The organism is Corynebacterium provencense (genome assembly GCA_900049755.1).
GTDB classification, from domain to species: domain Bacteria; phylum Actinomycetota; class Actinomycetes; order Mycobacteriales; family Mycobacteriaceae; genus Corynebacterium; species Corynebacterium neomassiliense.
Map to the genome: position 1 here is coordinate 1,247,712 of LT160593.1, position 18,809 is coordinate 1,266,520.

Here is an 18,809-nt window from a genome sequence, read left to right on the forward strand (position 1 = left end):
CCGTTGGGCACGGGTGGCGTGGCGGAAGGCTACTTCTTGCCCTTGCGGACCGGGCCCAGCACCATCGTCATGTTGCGTCCGTCCTGCTTTGCTCGGGTCTCGATGACGCCGTAGTCCTTGACGTCCTCGGCCAGACGTTCCAGCAGCCGGAAACCGAGTTCCGGACGGGACTGCTCCCGACCACGGAACATGATGGTCACCTTGACCTTGGACCCCTTCTCCAGGAACCTGACGACGTTACCCTTCTTGGTCTCGTAGTCGTTGTCGCTGATCTTCGGGCGGAACTTCTGTTCCTTGACCACGGTCTGCTGCTGGTTCTTACGGGCCTCGCGGGCCTTCTGGTCCTGTTCGTACTTGAACTTGCCGTAGTCCATGATCTTGCACACGGGCGGCTTGGCGTTCGGGGCAACTTCGACGAGGTCAAGGTCGGCGTCATAGGCCAGCTTGCGTGCATCGTCGATTCGGACGATACCGACCTGTTCGCCACCCGGTCCGACGAGCCGAACCTCGGGAACGCGAATCCGGTCGTTGATGCGAGCTTGAGCGCTGATGAGAACTCCTCAGTAGCAGTGGTAGAAACGTGTACCGCGTACTGCGAGTGTGTGCGGACGTGACACGTCCCCATGGATCCCCCACGGTGTCACCGACGCCGCACGTCAGACAGTTGTGGTCCGCCGTCCACCACAGACGACGGAGCAACAGCTGATATGACCCGGACCCTTCCTCGCGGCGGTTCCAGGTGGGAGATGCTCCACTTGCAGCCTGCCAGAGATGACAGGCGGTAGTAACCAGGAGTGTAGCAGCCGTATCAGGACAGACCAAACCGCCCCCGTCTCCCCGACTTCCCCCGCATGGACGGTGTGGGCGGGACGACACGACGGACCATGGACCGCTTACCTGTCTTTCAGGTAACTTTGCCTCATGAACTCAAACGACGGCACCCGGGGACGGCCCGGGGGGCCCGGGGACAGAGATCGTGACAGAGAACCCGGATCTCCGCCCGAGCCCCCTGCCACCAGAGACGCCGTCACCGGGGCCATCTCCTGGCTGGGCGCGACCTTTCTCGTGATCGGCCTGGTTTTCCTCACTGTCCAGGCAGTCGACCAGCAGTGGATCGAGGCAGATGTCGCCGTGGTCATGGTCACGGTTCTGTCACTGACACTCACCGGTGCCGCCCTCGCAGTCCACGTCAGGGCTCCGCAGGGCCCCGTGGCCCCTGCCGTGCTGACCGCCGGTGTGCTGGGGCTCTACGCGGTCATCATGATCATGGCCCTCGGGCTCCAGTGGTTCAGCACAGGTACCGCCGCTTCGTTGACGACAGCAGCTGCCGTTCTGGCACTCGGAATCGCCCGCGTGTGGGACCGTCAGTGGCTCGCCGCCGTCCTGCTCGCCGCAGGTGTCCCGTCCCTCACCATCCTCACATCCGTGATCGCCCTGGAAGGCAGTCACTCCGTCGCGGGCGCCGGAGGTCTCCTCCTGCTTGGACTGGCCGGATGGACAAGTGCTCTACGTCGCGCGTGGATCGCCGTCGATGCCGTCGCTGCAGTGGTCTTCATGACGGGGATCTCTTATGCCCCGCTGGGTATTTCGCTCACCGGTGCGACGGTTGTCACGACTGCGGCGGCGATCACGGGGGTCGGTGTCGTCGCACTGGCCGGGGTGACAGGAAAGTACGGTTCGGCGTCCACGGCCGTCGTCGCTTCTCTCCTCACGCGCTGGATCCCGGCTTCGGCGGTTCCGGTCGCCGCCCTGCTGCTGTACCCGGACCCGGACCCCGTCGGCAGGGGGACCGGCGGGATTCCGGCCGCAGCCTGGTGTGCGCTCGGGGTCGCCGTCCTCACCTGCGCGGTGCCTGTCGCCCGGGAGCTCACCCACCGGGATGCACTCACTGCCCCCGCCCGCCCTGTCGGGCCCGCTCGCCGCGCCCCGGGCGTTCCCGTCTTCTACCCCGGCTACCCACCTTCGCAGGCCCCTGCTGACCTGAGCGGACGGCTGCCCGCACCGACACCCGGCCGCTCACGAGACAACGCACAGGGCCACCCACCTGCCTACCTGCCCGCCCCCGCAGTCGGTACGCCGGCTCCCCCTCCTGCGCCCGCCCCCGCGACGCCGGGGCTCCCACCGTATCCCGGCTGGCCTCCACCTCCCCTGCCCCAGGTTCCCGCTGCTGTCGCCGACAGCATGAGAACCGGTTTCTGCACAGGGACAGCGGCGACCACGCTGGCACTGACGGTCCTCTACGTCAGTACCGCGCAGTTCTGGTGGCCACTGCTGCTCATTGCTCTGCTTGCGGCGATGATGTGGTTCACCCCACCTCTTCCGTCCGCCCTCTACAGGGTCCTCGGTGTGTGGACACTCCTCGTGTCTGTCCCCCTCCTGATCCCCGCCTGGGACCCTGCCGCCGGCTACGTCGGGGAGTTCACGTGGCTCCCCGCCCTGCTCTACCTTCCCCTCGCGGGGTTGGTACTCGGCCGGGCGATTCCGCTGCACCTGACACAGACGTCCGCTGCCGTCGTCGCCGGTGTTCTGCTTGTCGCCGGGTCCTCTGCACTTCCCCTCATCGCACGCACCCTCACCGACACCGGAACATCGTTCATGGTCGGCCACCTCACAGTGTCCGTCCTGTGGATGCTCACCGGGGTGTACCTGCTGACCCGGGTGGACGCCACCGCCGGCCTGGGGGTGACCGCCCTGGCGACGGCGAAACTCGTCCTCTTCGATCTCTCCACACTCGACGGTCTGATCCAGGTGGCGGCATTCATCCTCTGCGGCCTGATACTCCTCGTCTGCGCCGCGTTCCGGGAACGCGGCGGGCGGCGGGCAGAACAGGAACACACTCCTCCGGCATCACCGGCGAGCTGAACCCGATCTGAGTCCCGTCCCCTGTCGATCCGGTTTCAGGCGGTGTGCAGGGCCGGGAGCAGGTCCCTCAGGTACCTTCCCGTGTGGGACTCTTCCACCCCGGCGACATCTTCGGGTGTCCCCTGCGCCACCACAGTGCCACCACCGGCACCACCCTCCGGGCCCATGTCGATCACCCAGTCCGCCGCCTTGATGACGTCCAGGTTGTGTTCGATGACCAGGACGGTGTTGCCTTTGGCAACCAGTCCCTGGATGACAAGCATGAGCTTGCGGATGTCCTCGAAATGCAGTCCGGTGGTCGGCTCGTCGAGGATGTAGATTGTCCTGCCGTTGGACCGCTTCTGCAGCTCACTGGCAAGTTTCACTCTCTGCGCCTCACCACCGGACAGGGTCGTCGCCGCCTGCCCCAGCCGGACATAGCCCAGTCCCACGTCGACGAGGGTGTCGAGATACCGGGAAATCGAGGTGACCGGCGCGAAAAAATCGGCGGCCTCGCTGATGGGCATGTCGAGGACCTCCGCGATGGTCTTCCCCTTGTACCTGACCTCGAGTGTCTCCCGGTTGTACCGGGCACCGTGACAGACCTCGCAGGGGACGTAGACGTCGGGGAGGAAGTTCATCTCGATCTTCAGCGTCCCGTCACCGTGGCATGCCTCGCACCGGCCGCCCTTGACATTGAAGCTGAACCTTCCGGCCTTGTAACCTCGGACCTTCGCCTCCGCCGTCTCGGCGAAAAGGGCCCGGATCTTGTCGAAGACTCCGGTGTATGTCGCGGGGTTGGACCGTGGCGTCCTTCCGATGGGACTCTGGTCGACGCGGACCAGTTTGTCGAGCTGCTCCAGCCCCGTCACCTTACGGTGGTGGCCGGGGACCTGACGTGCACCGTTGAGCCGGTTGGCCAGCACCCGGGCCAGCACACCGTTGACGAGACTGGACTTGCCCGAACCGGAGACCCCGGTGACGCAGGTCAGGACGCCGAGGGGGAAATCAACGGTGATGTCCGCCAGATTGTTCTCGGTGGCCCCGTGAACTGTGATCACCCGCTCCGGGTCGACTTCCCTGCGGTGGTCAGGCACGGCGAGGACCCGTCGCCCCGACAGGTACTGCCCGGTTATCGACTCCTCACAGTCCAGAATTCCGGCGGGTTTCCCCTGGTAGACGACATGACCACCGTATTCGCCGGCGCGGGGGCCGATGTCGACCAGCCAGTCAGCGTTCCGGATCGTCTCCTCGTCATGCTCGACGACGATCAGGGTGTTGCCGATGTCACGGAGGTGTTCCAGAGTGGCGATCAGGCGGGTGTTGTCCCGCTGGTGCAGACCGATCGACGGTTCATCGAGCACGTAGAGCACCCCGGCCAGCCCCGAACCGATCTGTGTGGCGAGCCGGATTCTCTGGGCCTCTCCGCCGGACAGGGTGCCCGCAGCCCGGGACATCGACAGGTAGTTCAGACCGACATCGATGAGGAACCTCAGTCTGGCCTGGATCTCCTTGAGCACCCGCCCGGCGATCATCTCGTCCCTGGCGTTGAGGGTGAGACTGTCGAGGAATGAACTGGCGTCCTCGATGCTCATCGCCGACACATCGGCGATCGACTTCTCCCCCTGCGCGGAATCCACGGTGACCCGCAGGATCTCGGGCCGCAGGCGGGTACCTCCACATGCCGGGCACGGAACCTCGCGCATGTAGCCGAGGTACCGCTCCTTCTGGTTTTCACTCTCCGCCTGATCGATCTTGCGGTGGAGGTACGGGAGGACGCCCTCGAACGGTGCCGAATACTGCCGCGACCGGCCGTACCGGTTCCGGTAACGCACGGTGATCTCCTGCGGATGTCCCTCCAGGACCGCCTTCTTTTCTTTTTTCCCCAGCTCAGACCACTTCGTCTGCGGAGATATCCCGAGATTGTCCGCCAACGCGGTCAACAGTTTGTCGAAGTACCTGTGGTTCGGGCTGGAGGCCCACGGCGCGACTGCACCGACCAGGGGAGCGTCCGTGTCCGGTATGACCAGCTCCTCGTCCACCTCCAGTTTCGTGCCGAGACCGTCACATGCCGGGCAGGCACCGTAGGGACTGTTGAAGGAGAAACTTCTGGGTTCCAGCTCATCGATGGCCAAGGCGTGCCCGTTGGGGCAGGCCATATTCTCGGAGAATCTCCGCCGCCTGTTGCTGTCGTCCTCCGGGAGCCCCACGAAATCGATGATGACCCGGCCGTCCGCCAGCCCGAGGGCGGTCTCCACCGACTCGGTGAGCCGCTGTTTCTGGGAGGCCTTGACCTGGAGCCGGTCGACGATGACGTCGATGTCATGCTTGACCTGTTTCTCCAGCTGCGGGGGGTCAGTCAGACGGTAGGTTTCCCCGTCCACGAGGACCCTTGCGTACCCCTGGGAGGCAAGATCCTCGAACAGGTCGACGAACTCCCCTTTCCGGGTCCGGACCACCGGCGCGAGCACCTGGAACTTCAGCCCCTCCTCCATGTCCAGGACCTGGTCGACGATCTGCTGCGGCGTCTGTCGTTCGATCCTGGCGCCGCACTCGGGGCAGTGTGCCACGCCGGTCCTGGCGAAAAGGAGCCGGAGGTAGTCGTGGATCTCGGTGATCGTGCCGACCGTCGAACGCGGGTTACGGTTCGTCGACTTCTGGTCGATCGACACCGCCGGGGACAGGCCCTCGATGAGATCCACGTCCGGCTTGTCCATCTGGCCGAGGAACTGGCGCGCGTAGGAGGACAATGACTCCACGTACCGGCGTTGTCCCTCGGCGAAGATGGTGTCGAACGCGAGGGAGGACTTCCCTGAGCCTGACAGACCGGTGAAGACGATCATCCGGTCGCGGGGCAGGTCAATGTCGACACCTTTGAGGTTGTGCTCGCGGGCACCGCGCACGGTGAGGATCTCAGCCACCGGTGAACTCCTGATCTTCTCGGTTTCCAGTCGTCGTCATGCCCGGGACGTGTCTGCGGGTGTCCGCACCGCCCCGCGCCTCCGGTAGCGGCGGTGACTGTTCGCACAGCCCCTCAACCGACCGGTGCAGTCGTGTTCTTCGTGAAGTCTACGTCATTTCCGTCCCCGATATCGAACACCTACTCGACAACTGTCCCCCCTGACGTCACCGGAAGTCCTCCGGCGTCTCCCGGGTGCGGCGTCCTCCCCGGACACTGCAGTCCCGGCAGTCGCTTAGGGTGGAACCATGATCACCTCAGATGACGCCACCGCCCGCCCGGGGACCGGAACTTTCAGCCACCTCTCCGGGCCCCGCGAGGCCCACAGCCTGTCCGTGACCTGCTCCGGGAGTGTCGGGGAGATTCCCGTCACCCTCGTCAAGACCACGGTCGGCGACATGGACAACAACTGCTACCTCATCACCGCCGGCGGGGACGCCCTGCTCATCGACGCCGCCGATGACGCCACCCATCTCCTCTCCCTCGCAGAGCAACTCGGGGTGACGATCACCGACGTCCTGACGACCCACCGGCACTCCGACCATGTCAGGGCGCTTGCGGAGGTTCTCGCGGCGACCGGGGCGCGCCACCACTCCGCCGGACCCGACGCGCCCGCCCTGCCTTCACCGTCGGACCGCACCTGGGGAGACCCCCGTTCACCGGAGGGCGACGCCGGAGAACCCCTCGCCCCGGCGTCGCCGGCGCTCGGCGAACTGGGTATGCTGGTCGTCCTGTTGCGCGGACACACCCCCGGCGGGCTGGCCCTGTACCTGCCGACCGATGACGGTCCCGCCCATCTGTTCACCGGAGACAGTCTCTTCCCCGGTGGCGTGGGCAACACCGCCTCCCCGGAGGACTTCAGACTCCTGCTCGGTGATGTGACCTCGCGATGCTTCCGATACCCGGACACCACCGCGGTCCACCCCGGCCACGGAGACGACACCACCCTCGGCGCCGAACGTCCACACCTGGACGAGTGGCGCGACCGGGGATGGTGACGCCCCGGAACACACCCACACAGACCAGGAGATCATGTCCGACCTGCAAGACTCTCCCATCACCACCGGCACCTCCTCCCCCGGTGACCCCGGGTCACCACGACCGGCCGCACCGGAGAAGACACCGGCCGGGGTAGCTGAGGAACAGCACCGGCTCGACGAACTGCTGGCGCTCGTGGACTCTGCCCGGCAACGTCTCACCGACCGTGTCCGCGCCGTCCAACGACGCACCGCAGACATCGACCACCCCCAGGCACTGCTGGAACGCGACCACGAGACCTACGAGATATCCCGGCGCCTCTCCGAGTACTCCGCCGCAGAGATAGGTCTGTTCTTCGGACGCATCGACGTCGAGGACGACGACCCCGAGAATCCGGAGACCGACGACGGTCCCGGCGGAGACGGCAGTGTCCTCGACCGCCGCTACATCGGCCGGATCGGCCTGCACGCCGACGACGAGCAGATGCGGACCCTTCTCATGGACTGGCGGGCCCCGATGGCCAGGCCCTTCTATCTCGCCACCACACTCCACCCCGAGGGTGTGCATGTCAGGCGTCACATCCGGACCTCGGGACGGACCGTCACCGACGTCACCGACGAACGACTGTCCGGTGACACCGGATTCGACGCCACCGACCGGGGCGAAGGATCTGTGGCCAGGGAGGGCGCCCTGCTCCACGCGGTGAACCGTGCCAGGTCCCGCCACATGACCGATATCGTGGACACGATCGTGGCGGAGCAGGACCGGATCATCCGTGAGACTCACCGCGGCGTCACCGTGGTCCAGGGTGGTCCGGGCACCGGGAAGACCGCGGTCGCACTCCACCGCACCGCCTACCTCCTGTACACCTGGCGCGAACAGCTGGAGAGGACCGGTGTCCTCATCATCGGACCCAACCGCCGGTTCCTCGACTACATCTCCCAGGTTCTCCCGAGTCTCGGAGAGACCGGAGTCGTCCTCGCCACACCCGGAACCCTCTATCCGGGGGTCACGACCCGACCCATGAGCGCAGAACCTCTGCTCTCCCAGGAGGTCAAGGGTTCCGTCGAGATGGTGGACATTCTCAGGTACGCGGTGCGTGACAGGGAGACGGTGCCGGAAGAGCCGGTCGAGTTCCTTGTCGACGGTGTGACCCTGTACCTCACCCCGGCCATGGCCCGGGCCGCACGTACCACCGCCCGCAGGTCCAGGAAGCCGCACAACCAGGCCAGGGACAGGTTCCGGGACAGTGCACTCGACCGTCTCAGGGACGCCATGGCCGAGAAGATCGGCGCGGACCCTCTGGGAGGCCGGAACCTCCTCTCCGCCGCCGATCTCCGGCAGCTGAGGGAGGATCTCGGCACGGAGCAGCAGATACTCGACGTCCTGGACGAACTCTGGCCACTGCTGACCCCCGAGGAGGTGCTCGCCGGACTCTACGGGTCGCGGGACGCCGTGGACTCCGCAGCGTCCGACTACGACGATCTGACCCGGGACGCCCTGCTGCGCTGCGACGGAACCGTGGCCCCCGATGACTGGACGGAGGCTGACGCCCCGCTCCTCGACGAGCTGGCGGAGATCCTGGGCATCGCCGGAGCCGAGGAAGCTGAGGCCACGGAGCGGAAGAAGTGGAAGGAGCAGGTTGCCGAGGCACAGGAGGCCCTCGACATCCTCACCGGTTCCGCCTACCAGGACCTCGACGACGGTACCGACGCCGAAATCCTCATGGCCTACGACGTCATCGACGCCGAACAGCTCGCCGAGAGGCAGCGGGTCCGGGAGACCATGTCCACCGCTGAGCGTGCGGCCGCTGACCGTACCTGGGCCTTCGGTCACGTCATCGTCGACGAGGCCCAGGAGCTGTCGGAGATGGCCTGGCGGATGGTGTTCCGCCGGTCCCCGAACCGGTGGATGACTCTCGTCGGTGATCCGGCGCAGACCGGCAGCCCCGCCGGAGTGGACAGCTGGGCGGACGCACTCGGCCCGTTCGTCAGTGACCGGTGGAAACTCCACGAACTCACCGTGAACTACCGCACTCCGGCGGATATCGCGGAGATCGCCACGCAGATACAGTCGGTGGTCGCTCCCGGGCAGAGGACCCCGTCCTGTCTCAGGGAGACCGGAACCGGTGTGCGGGAGGCGGTTCTCCGTGACCTTCCGCGTGCCCTGGAGGACGCCGTGGAGGCGGCGGGGCCCGGCCTCACCGGTGTGATCGCCACCGCAGGGCGGCTCCCCGGACTGCGCAGCCTGGCCGACAGTACCGCCTCCACCCGACCGCGGGACCGGGGGACGGACGAGGACACCGCACAACCCTCCGGAAACCACGGCGAGGTGGTCGTCACCGATGTCAGCGGGGCCAAGGGACTTGAGTTTGACGAAGTCGTACTCGTGGAGCCTGCAGAGATTGCCGCGGCCTCGCCCCAGGGACTCAACGATGTCTATGTCGCTGTGACCCGTGCCACCCAGGGGCTGACACTGGTCCATGACCTGGAGCTTCCCTGGTGAGCGGGAGCAGGCAGGCCTCCGGGACATGCGCCGGCGGTGACCGCTACACGGTGTGCACGATCATGACATCGCAGTCGGACTGACGTGCGACGTCTGCGGGAACTGACCCGAGGAGCCTTCCGGTCAGCGAATTGATCCCCCGATTGCCGACGACGAGCAGATCCGCATCCACATCGGTGACTATCCCCATGAGTGCCTCCACCGGCGACCCTGCCTTGATTACAGTTCTGACGTCGGCGCACCCGGCCTCCTCCGCGGCAGCGACGGCCGACTCGAGGTTCTTCTGGGCCGGGGTGTCACCGACAACGGTCTTGGAGTCCATCCGGACGGCCTGGACGGCCGCGTCCTGGTCAGGATAGTAGGCACAACCGACCACCAGTGTGGCGTCGAACGCCGCTGCCAGAGATGCTGCACGCCTCACCGCCAGAAGAGAGGACTCTGAACCGTCGGTCCCGACAACGATGGTGCTGTAGCTCATGCCCGTCCCTTCACTGAATCCCGTTCACACGCACCAGGGTATTTTTTCCCGGTGAGTGACCGGCCCCCAGGTTACCCCATCACAACCCGGCCTCGACCATTCCCCGCAGCTCCTTCTTCAGGTCGACGATCTCGTCACGGAGGCGTCCTGCCAGCTCGAACTTCAGCTCACGCGCGGCGTCCTGCATCTGGGTGGTCAGATCGGTGATGAGCTTCTCCAGTTCCGGCCGGGCCAGACCTGCGGTGCTCCGGTCGGTCACCGCGGAGACGGTCGAGGTACCTGCGGCGACGTCGACGTCTGCACCGAATCCGGTGGACCCTGTCCCCGTGGAACCGTCGTCGGGACCGTCCACTCCCCTGTTCTCGTAGACCTGGTCGAGAATGTCGGCGATCTTCTTGCGCAGTGGCTGCGGATCCACGCCGTGCTCCCGGTTGTAGGCGATCTGCTTCTCGCGGCGTCGTTCCGTCTCGTCGATGGCGTGCCCCATGGAGTCGGTGATCTTGTCCGCGTACATGATGACCTCGCCCGAGACATTCCTGGCGGCACGGCCGATGGTCTGGATCAGGGAACGCTCCGACCGGAGGAACCCTTCCTTGTCCGCGTCGAGGATGGCCACCAGGGACACCTCGGGCAGGTCCAGCCCCTCTCGCAGAAGGTTGATGCCGACCAGGACGTCGTAGTCGCCCAGTCTCAGCTGCCGGAGCAGTTCCACCCGCTTGAGCGTGTCGATGTCCGAGTGCATGTAGCGCACTTTGACACCGTGTTCGAGGAGGTAGTCGGTGAGATCCTCCGCCATCCGCTTGGTGAGTGTCGTGACGAGGACGCGTTCCTTCCTCTCGACCCGGAGCCGGATCTGTTCGATGAGATCGTCGATCTGCCCTTCTGTGGGGCGCACCTCCACCTTCGGGTCCACGAGCCCGGTCGGACGGATGACCTGTTCGACGAACTCTCCTCCCGCCGCCGCCATCTCGTAGTCACCCGGTGTGGCGGACATGTACACGCACTGCCCCTTCCGGTCGTCGAACTCCTCCCAGGTCAACGGCCTGTTGTCGAGGGCGCTGGGGAGCCGGAACCCGAAGTCGACGAGGTTCCTCTTGCGGGACATGTCCCCCTCGAACATGCCCCCGATCTGCGGGACCGTGACATGGGACTCGTCGATGATGGTGAGGAAGTCCTCCGGGAAATAGTCGATGAGTGTGGCGGGGGCGGAACCCGGTGCGCGCTGGTCGATGTGCCGGGAGTAGTTCTCGATCCCCGAGCAGTAGCCGACCTGCTGGATCATCTCCAGGTCGTACTCGGTGCGCATCCGCAGTCTCTGCGCCTCCAGCAGCTTTCCACGGTTCTCCAGCTCGGCGACGCGCTGCTCCAGCTCGGCCCGGATGTCCTGCATGGCCTTCTCCATGCGTTCGGGACCGGCGACGTAGTGGGTGGCGGGGAAGATGCGGACCTCGTCGACCTCACGGACGACGTCCCCGGTGAGCGGGTGAATGTAGTAGAGACTGTCGATCTCGTCGCCGAAGAACTCCACTCTCACGGCGAGCTCTTCGTAGGCGGGGATGATGTCGACGGTGTCCCCTTTGACCCGGAAGGCTCCCCGTGTGAACGAGATGTCGTTTCGGTCGTACTGGATGTCGACGAGAAGTCGCAGGAACCTGTCCCGTTCCACCTCTTCGCACACTTTCAGGACAACTGACCTGTCCAGGTAGGACTGGGGTGTGCCCAGACCGTAGATGCACGAGACCGAGGAGACGACCACAACGTCACGACGCGACAGCAGGTTCGAGGTGGCGGAGTGCCGGAGCCGTTCGACATCGTCATTGATCGAGGAGTCTTTCTCGATGTAGGTGTCGGTCTGGGCGATGTACGCCTCCGGCTGGTAGTAGTCGTAGTAGCTGACGAAGTACTCGACGGCATTGTCGGGGAGCAGGCTGCGCAGCTCGTTGGCGAGCTGGGCGGCGAGGGTCTTGTTCGGGGCCATGACCAGGGTGGGGCGCTGCTGTTTCTCGATGAGCCAGGCCGCTGTGGCGGATTTTCCAGTGCCGGTGGCTCCCATCAGCACGATGTCGCGTTCACCTCGGTTCAGCCGTTCATCGAGTTCCCTGATCGCCGCCGGCTGGTCCCCGGCCGGCTGGTAGTCGCTGACGACCTTGAAGGGAGCGTCAGTGCGCTCGACCTCCCCGACCGGGCGGAACTCGGACTCGGACAGGACAGGATGCTCAGCTGCGAAGGCCATGGCTCGATTCTAGGACGCCGCGGCGTCCTCTGTGCCGTTGTTCCGTTCCCTGTCCTCCCGTGACTGTCCGCCACGGTCAGCCTGCACGCAGGGAGTTCCAGTAGTCGTCGACCTGCCTGATCAGTGACGCCGTGTCCCCGGAATTGTCGAGGACCGTGTCCGCAGCGGCAAGCCGGGTCTCCCTGTCCGCCTGCGCCGCGATCCGGCGCCGCGCGTCCGCTTCATCGAGGCCGCGCAGGCGCACCAGCCGGTCGACACGGATGTCGTCGGGGGCGTCGACGACGAGAACCGTGTCCACCAGGTCGGTCTGGCCCGTCTCGATGAGCAGCGGCATGTCATAGACGAGTACGGGGACGCCGGCGGCCCGTGCCCGGGCGAACTGTTCCGCCGTACGTTCGCGGATACGCGGATGGGTGACGGCGTTGAGTCGGGCGGTGGCCTCTGGAGTGGCGAAGGCGACCCGGGCGAGGCCTGCCCTGTCCAGGGTCCCGTCGGGACGGATGACGCCGGGGAACTGCTCTTCCAGCTCCTTGAGCGCGGGTTCCCCGGGTTCGACCACGTCACGGGCGATGCGGTCAGCGTCGACGACGGTGGCGCCGAGTTCCGCGAGCCTGGACGCCACCGTCGATTTTCCGGACCCGATGCCGCCGGTGAGACCGATGATGTACATGCGGCCAGGTTAGCGCGGGCGGGTCCGGAACGTGGGTGTCACCGTAGGGCGGTCACCGTTCGATGATGGCGGTGACGCCCTGTCCACCTGCGGCGCAGATGGACACCAGGACGCGGCCGCCGCCGTTCTGCTCGAGCAGCTTCGCCGCAGTGGCGATGATCCTGCCACCGGTGGCGGCGAAGGGGTGGCCCGCAGCCAGCGACGAACCCTTGACATTGAGCTTCGACCGGTCGATCGCGCCCAGCGGCTTGTCCAGGCCGAGACGCTCCCGGCAGTACTCCTCGGACTCCCACGCCTTCAGGGTCGCGAGGGTCTGGGAGGCGAAAGCCTCGTGGATCTCGTAGAAGTCGAAGTCCTGGAGGGTCAGGCCGTTGCGCTCCAGCAGACGCGGGACCGCGTAGGTCGGAGCCATGAGCAGCCCGTCAGGGGTCAACCCGTCATGACCGTGGAGGAAGTCCACTGCCGCGGTCTCGGAGTCGGTCAGGTAGGCGCGTACGGGGAGATTGTGTTCCGCCGCCCAGTCTTCGCTGGCAAGGAGCACCGCTGACGCGCCGTCGGTCAGGGGGGTGGAGTTGCCGGCGGTCATGGTGGCCTGGGTTCCGTGGGCCGCGGCGTCCTTCCTGCCGAAGACGGGCTTGAGCTTGGCGAGTTTCTCCAGGCTGGAGTCGGGGCGCAGGTTCGTGTCCCGCTGCACTCCCAGGTAGGGGGTGACCAGGTCGTCGAAGAAGCCCTCTTCATACGCTGCCGCGAGCTTCCGGTGCGATTCGACGGCCAGCTGGTCCTGGTCTTCGCGGGAGATGCCGAGCTCCCGGGCGGTGATTGCCGCGTGGTCGCCCATGGACAGCCCGGTGCGGGGCTCACCGTTCTGGGGCTGCTCCGGTGCGAACTGGGAGGGTCTCACCGATCCGAGGAGCTTCAGCCGATCCGCGGTGGTCCGCGCGTTGTTGACCTTGATGAGGGTCTTGCGGAGTTCGTCGTTCACGGCGAGCGGGGCGTCCGAGGTGGTGTCGGTGCCGCCGGCGATGCCGGAGTCGATTCTGCCGAGGGCGATGGCGTCGGCCACCTGGACGGCTGCGGCGAGACCGGTGCCGCACGCCTGCTGAAGGTCGAAGGCGGGGGTCTCGTTGCTCAGCGCGGAACCGAGGACGACTTCCCTGGTGAGGTTGAAGTCGCGGGCGTGCTTGAGGACCGCACCTGCGGCGACCATCCCGAGCTTCTCGTCCTGGAGACCGAAGCGGGCGATGAGACCGTCGATGGTGGAGGTCAGCATGTCCTGGTTGGAGGCGTTCGCGTACTCCTTGTTGGACCGTGCGAAGGGGATGCGGTTGCCGCCGAGGATGGCGACCTTGCGCGGGGTGGTAGAGGTCATGATCGTGATTCGCTCCGTTGTCTGTCGTGTCTGGCGGCCAGCCTACCCGTCGGGGGTGGTCCGGACGCCGGATCCGGGGTGGTACTGGAACTGTTGTCTCTGTCACGGAAATGCGGGACAGCGTACCGGGTCACACGCTAGGGTACGAATGAGAACATACATTGTTCACGGGGCCGCAAGGTACGATTTCGGCTAACACGGCTGACACAGGCGGATCACCGCCGGCACAGTCCAGAACAACCGACCATCACGACCGACCACTTAAACCAAGGAGATCAGTACATGTCTTCCAAGAAGGGCCTGCTGGAGCAGATCATCAACTCCAGTTTCGCCGGCAAGCTCGGCGTCCCCCAGGGTGAGAAGCTGCGCCGCTACAGGAAGGGTGAACCAGCCCTCGACGGTCCGGTCGTCATCGGCGGTGAAGGACGCCTGGCACAGGGAGTCCGCGAGTTCCTCGACCCGGACTTCCAGTTCGTCGGCGCTGACACCGACATCAAGAAAGCCGCCGTCATCTTCGACGCCACCGGGATCAGAACCCCCGAGGACATCCGGAAACTCTACGAGTTCTTCCACCCCCAGATGCGCAAGGTCCGTCCCTGCGCCCGCTTCCTCGTCATCGGTACCACCCCGGAGCTCATCGAGGACGCCGACGAGCGAATCGTCCAGCGCTCCATCGAAGGCTTCACCCGCTCCCTGGCCAAGGAACTGCTGCGCGGAGCCACCGCCCAGCTGATCTACGTCGACCCCGCTGTCACCGAAGACCTGTCAGGGCTTGAGGCACCGGTCCGCTTCATCCTCTCCGGAAAGTCCGCCTACGTCGACGGCCAGGTCATCCGCGTGGACGCCACCCACGTCGACCTCCCGGAGTCCTGGGACGCCCCCGCCGCCGGCAAGGTGGCCCTCGTCACCGGTGCCGCCCGCGGAGGTGGCCCTCGTCACCGGTGCCGCCCGCGGTATCGGCGCCGACATCGCCCGCGTCCTCGCCCGTGACGGGGCCAAGGTGATCATCGTCGACGTCCCCGCCGCCGGCGAGGCCCTCGCCGCGGTCACCAACGAGGTCAAGGGGTCCGCACTCCCCCTCGACGTCACCGCAGCCGACGCCGCGGACAAGATCCGCGCCCACGCGCTGGAGAAGTGGGGACAGGGAGTCGACATCATCGTCCACAACGCCGGAGTCACCCGCGACAAGCTGCTCGCCAACATGGACGAGGGAAAATGGAACCTCGTCCAGGCGATCAACTTCGTCGCTCCCGTCCGTATCACCGAGGCACTGCTCGACAACGGCGGGCTCAACGACGGCGGACGCGTCATCACACTGTCGTCGATGGACGGACTGGCCGGACAGCGCGGCCAGACGAACTACGCCATGTCCAAGGCCGGCATGATCGGCCTGGCCGAGGCACTGGCCCCGAAGGTCGCCGACCGGGGCATCACCGTCAACGCGATCGCACCGGGATTCATCGAGACGGCGATGACCGCCGAAATCCCCACGGGGACCCGCGAGGTCGGTCGTCGGCTCAACTCCCTGAACCAGGGCGGTCTGCCGCTCGACGTCGCCGAAGGGGTGGCCTTCTTCGCCGGCAACGCCTCCGGTGCGGTCACCGGACAGTACCTGCGGGTGTGCGGTCAGCACCTGATGGGCGCATAGGGGGCACCGTGACTGTCACCTACACGACCCTGCCCTCCATCCCGGAGCTGATGGACGAGTACAAGTCCGCGGCGAAGGACCTTGTCCCCGCCCTCGGGGTGAAGCGGTCCGCCAGTGAGGACCCTGCGACGGGGTTCGAGGTCACCGGAGTGCGCATCAGCATCAGCCACCTCGCGGCCTACTGCGCCTCCACCGGACTGCGTCTCGACAGTGAACTGCCCGTCACCTACCCCTATGTGCTGTCTTTCCCGTTGGCGATGAAGGTGATGACCACCCCGGACTTCCCGTTCAACGCGGTCGGGTCGGTCCACCTCACCAACGTGATCGAACAGAAGCGGGCACTGACTGTCGACGACGTCCTCACTGTCCGTACCCACGCGGAGAACCTGCGGCCCCACCGCAAAGGCCTGCTCATCGACATGGTCACCGAAATCTACGTGGAGGACGCCGACGGCTCCACCGGAAATGGGCCGGTGTGGACCCAGACCTCCGCGTTCCTGGCCAAGGGTGCGAAGCTCTCCGGTTCCGCCTCCGCTGAGGTGAAGGCCCGCCCCGAGGACTCCGGCTCACTGTTCGGCCGGCCGGGTGTCCCGGACGACCCCACACCCAGTGCCGTCTGGACCGCCACGCCCTCGCTCACACGCATCTACGCTGACGCCTCCGGTGACAGGAATCCCATCCACGTCTCCGCCCTGGGCGCGAAGGCCTTCGGCTTCCCCGCCCGCATCGCCCACGGCATGTGGTCGGCTGCCCGGATGGTCAGCGGACTGGAGGGCGAGATCCACCCGGACGGACTCCGGTTCGCCGTCGAGTTCGCCAAGCCGGTGGTTCTCCCCTGCAAGCTCGCCTTCTTCTCGGAGAAGGACGCCACGGGCACGTGGAAGCTCCAGGTGCGCAGCTACTCGAAGCTCGAGACCCTGCACGCCGTGGGCGAGATCGGTTCTCTGTAGACCGGAACGGTACCAGGGGCGCACCGATACACTGTCGCATCACTGCGTCGCCCGGACAGCCCGGCCAGCCCGGCCAGTCCGGACAGTCCCGGTCAGCCTGCCACCTGGTCCACGGCTTTCGCGGTGACGGTGATGATGTCGTCGCCGGGGGCGGCGACAGGTGCTGGCATTCCCTCGACTGTGCCGAACTTCCGCGAATTCACCACGACCACCGGGGTCAGCGGGGAGTAGCCCGCCTCCTCGATCTTTGCGCGGTCGAAGCGCACCAGAGGGGTCCCTGCGGACACTTTCTGCCTCTTGTCCACCAGATTCTCAAACCCGTCCCCGCCCATCTTCACAGTGTCAATTCCGATGTGGATCAACAGTTCGATGCCGGAGTCCAGTCGCAGTCCGATCGCATGACCGGTCTTCTGCACCGTCAGCACGGTGGCGTCCGCGGGTGCGACGACGGTGCCACCGGTCGGGTCGATACACACCCCGCCACCCAGCGCCCCGCCGGCGAACGCGGCGTCCGGCGTTTCAGACAGAGGCAGTACCCTGCCCTCCACCGGGGCCGTGACCACCGTGACGGCCCCGGGGCGCAGCGCCGGCTTCACAACATCCGTGCTCTCCCCGGTGTCTGCCGTAGCGGCAGCTTCACCGGTGGCGTCCGCCGTCTCCCTCTCCGCGGCCAGCTGGGCCAACACGGTCGCCTTCTCGTCACTGCTGCGGTAGTCGAAGAAGATCACCAGCAGCATCGACGTGAAGAACGCCGCACCGATGGAGAGCAGGTAACCGCCCCACGGGTCCATCGCCGGGAATGTCAGCAGGGAGGTGTACACGAATGCACTGGCCTTGATGTTGAAGAACCCGGCGATGATCCCGCCGACCAGACACCCCGGAAGCAGACGGTAGTAGGTCTTCCTGAAGCGGAGCAGCACCCCGTAGAGCGACGGTTCGGATATGCCACCGAACAGCCCTGCCATGAGCCCGCCGAGGGACAGCTGCCGCATTCCCGAGTTCTTCTCCCTCACCGAGATGAGGAACACCCCGGCAACAACGCCGAAGCACGCGAAGTTCCAGGCACCCATGGGTCCCTGGATGAAGTCGTAGCCGAGGACCGCGATGTTCTGGATCATGATGGCGTTCAGTGGCCAGTGCAGGCCCAGTGGCACAAGGAACGGGTAGATCACCGGGATGACGACGGCGAGGATGAACGGGGAGACCCCGTTGAGCCACAGCAGTGAATCCGAGATGGCGTCGCCGATGCCGATGCCGAACGGACCGAGAAGGAACGCGGTCGCCGGAATCATGATCACCATGGAGAAGAAGGGGACGAAGACCATCTGCACGGTGGCGGGGATGATCTTCTTCAGACCCTTCTCCACCCAGTACAGTCCCACTGCTGCGATGAGCGGCGGGAACACCTGGGACGCATAGGAGTTCAGGACCAGGGGAATACCGAAGACGTGGACAGTGTCCCCCTGCTCACCGAGCGACAGGAACTCAGGTGTCAGCAGGGCCGCCGGAATCGCCGCACCCACCCACTCGTTCGCACCCAGTTTCCGGGCGGCGGTCGCCCCGATCATGATCGGCAGGAAGTAGAACACGGACTGGTACATGGCGTGCAGCAGCACGTACCCGGTCGGCTGTTCTTCCATGGGTGCCCTGGAGTCCTGCCATCCGAGGGTGTCGGCGATGACGACAACGGTGATAATCAGGGACGCGCCGAGCAGTGCCCACAGGATGGGACGGAACGAGTCCGAGAGGAACTCGAAACAGTAGTTCACCCACCCGTACCTGCCGCGGACGCCGCCGTACTCCTTCGCCGCCCCGGACGCCGGCGCGGGGGCGTCCGACCCCATGCCGGGTTCCTTCACGATCGCGTTGTAGTAGTCTGCGACTCCCCCACCCATGACGACCTGGACGCCGTCGCCTCCCTGGGGTACCACCCCGAGGACGGACGGTGTCGCCTCCAGTGCACTGAGATCTGCGGCGGAGCGGTCCCGGAGCCTGAAGCGCAGGCGGGTGGCACAGTAGGTGAGGTCGGCGACGTTCTCTGCCCCTCCCACCTCCCTGAGTATCAGTTTCGAGGTGTCGGTGGTGGACGCCATGGGTGGTCTCCTCGTCGGTCCGGGGCAGTTCAGGGATGCTCCGGTCCACCCTATTGCCTGGGCAGCTCCCGTGGAACCCCCGGTG

General features: G+C 66.0%; 11 protein-coding genes and 1 pseudogene. 5 read left to right on the forward strand and 7 right to left on the reverse strand.

Going from position 1 to position 18,809, the window contains the following annotated elements; all coding sequences use genetic code 11:
• Nucleotides 1-29: 29 nt before the first annotated feature.
• Nucleotides 30-551 (reverse strand): translation initiation factor IF-3, encoded by a 522-nt coding sequence (gene infC, locus BN3906_RS12050; RefSeq protein ID WP_078057418.1) that lies wholly within the window; start codon nucleotides 549-551, stop codon nucleotides 30-32.
• 370 nt (nucleotides 552-921) lie between these two features.
• Between infC and BN3906_RS12055 the strand changes: the two genes are divergently transcribed.
• Entirely contained in the window at nucleotides 922-2,862 is a 1,941-nt protein-coding gene (locus BN3906_RS12055; protein ID WP_066588778.1) for a hypothetical protein, read from the forward strand.
• A 35-nt stretch (nucleotides 2,863-2,897) separates the two neighbouring features.
• Here BN3906_RS12055 and uvrA read toward each other — a convergent pair whose 3' ends face one another.
• Nucleotides 2,898-5,762 carry an excinuclease ABC subunit UvrA gene (gene uvrA / locus BN3906_RS12060; protein ID WP_066588780.1) on the reverse strand — a complete coding sequence of 955 codons (2,865 nt, stop codon included), beginning with the start codon at nucleotides 5,760-5,762 and terminating at the stop codon, nucleotides 2,898-2,900.
• Nucleotides 5,763-6,048: 286 nt separating this feature from the next.
• On the opposite strand from uvrA, the gene BN3906_RS12065 reads away from it, so the two are divergent.
• Both BN3906_RS12065 and BN3906_RS12070 read left to right on the forward strand, forming a co-directional pair.
• Nucleotides 6,049-6,798, forward strand: a complete 750-nt coding sequence (locus BN3906_RS12065; RefSeq protein WP_066588782.1) for an MBL fold metallo-hydrolase — start codon at nucleotides 6,049-6,051, stop codon at nucleotides 6,796-6,798.
• A gap of 34 nt (nucleotides 6,799-6,832) precedes the next feature.
• Nucleotides 6,833-9,283: a HelD family protein gene (locus BN3906_RS12070; RefSeq protein ID WP_078057419.1), complete on the forward strand. Its 2,451-nt coding sequence runs from the start codon at nucleotides 6,833-6,835 to the stop codon at nucleotides 9,281-9,283.
• A 43-nt stretch (nucleotides 9,284-9,326) separates the two neighbouring features.
• On the opposite strand, the gene BN3906_RS12075 is transcribed toward BN3906_RS12070, so the two are convergent.
• From BN3906_RS12075 to BN3906_RS12090, 4 genes are all read right to left on the reverse strand, one after another.
• Entirely contained in the window at nucleotides 9,327-9,761 is a 435-nt protein-coding gene (locus tag BN3906_RS12075; RefSeq protein ID WP_066588784.1) for a universal stress protein, read from the reverse strand.
• Nucleotides 9,762-9,840: 79 nt separating this feature from the next.
• On the reverse strand, nucleotides 9,841-11,994 hold the full coding sequence (gene uvrB / locus BN3906_RS12080; protein WP_066588788.1) for an excinuclease ABC subunit UvrB: 2,154 nt from the start codon (nucleotides 11,992-11,994) through the stop codon (nucleotides 9,841-9,843).
• Nucleotides 11,995-12,070: 76 nt separating this feature from the next.
• Entirely contained in the window at nucleotides 12,071-12,664 is a 594-nt protein-coding gene (gene coaE, locus BN3906_RS12085; RefSeq protein ID WP_066588791.1) for a dephospho-CoA kinase, read from the reverse strand.
• A 52-nt stretch (nucleotides 12,665-12,716) separates the two neighbouring features.
• Nucleotides 12,717-14,033: an acetyl-CoA C-acetyltransferase gene (locus BN3906_RS12090; RefSeq protein ID WP_066588795.1), complete on the reverse strand. Its 1,317-nt coding sequence runs from the start codon at nucleotides 14,031-14,033 to the stop codon at nucleotides 12,717-12,719.
• Between the two features lie 282 nt (nucleotides 14,034-14,315).
• Between BN3906_RS12090 and BN3906_RS12095 the strand changes: the two are divergent.
• Both BN3906_RS12095 and BN3906_RS12100 read left to right on the forward strand, forming a co-directional pair.
• A pseudogene (locus BN3906_RS12095) lies at nucleotides 14,316-15,681 on the forward strand (3-oxoacyl-ACP reductase).
• An 8-nt stretch (nucleotides 15,682-15,689) separates the two neighbouring features.
• On the forward strand, nucleotides 15,690-16,631 hold the full coding sequence (locus BN3906_RS12100; protein ID WP_187119932.1) for a MaoC family dehydratase: 942 nt from the start codon (nucleotides 15,690-15,692) through the stop codon (nucleotides 16,629-16,631).
• Nucleotides 16,632-16,723: 92 nt separating this feature from the next.
• Here the strand turns inward: BN3906_RS12100 and BN3906_RS12105 are convergent, their stop codons facing one another.
• A complete protein-coding gene (locus BN3906_RS12105) occupies nucleotides 16,724-18,724 on the reverse strand; it encodes a glucose PTS transporter subunit IIA (RefSeq protein ID WP_066588805.1) in 2,001 nt (666 codons plus the stop codon).
• Nucleotides 18,725-18,809: the final 85 nt, after the last annotated feature.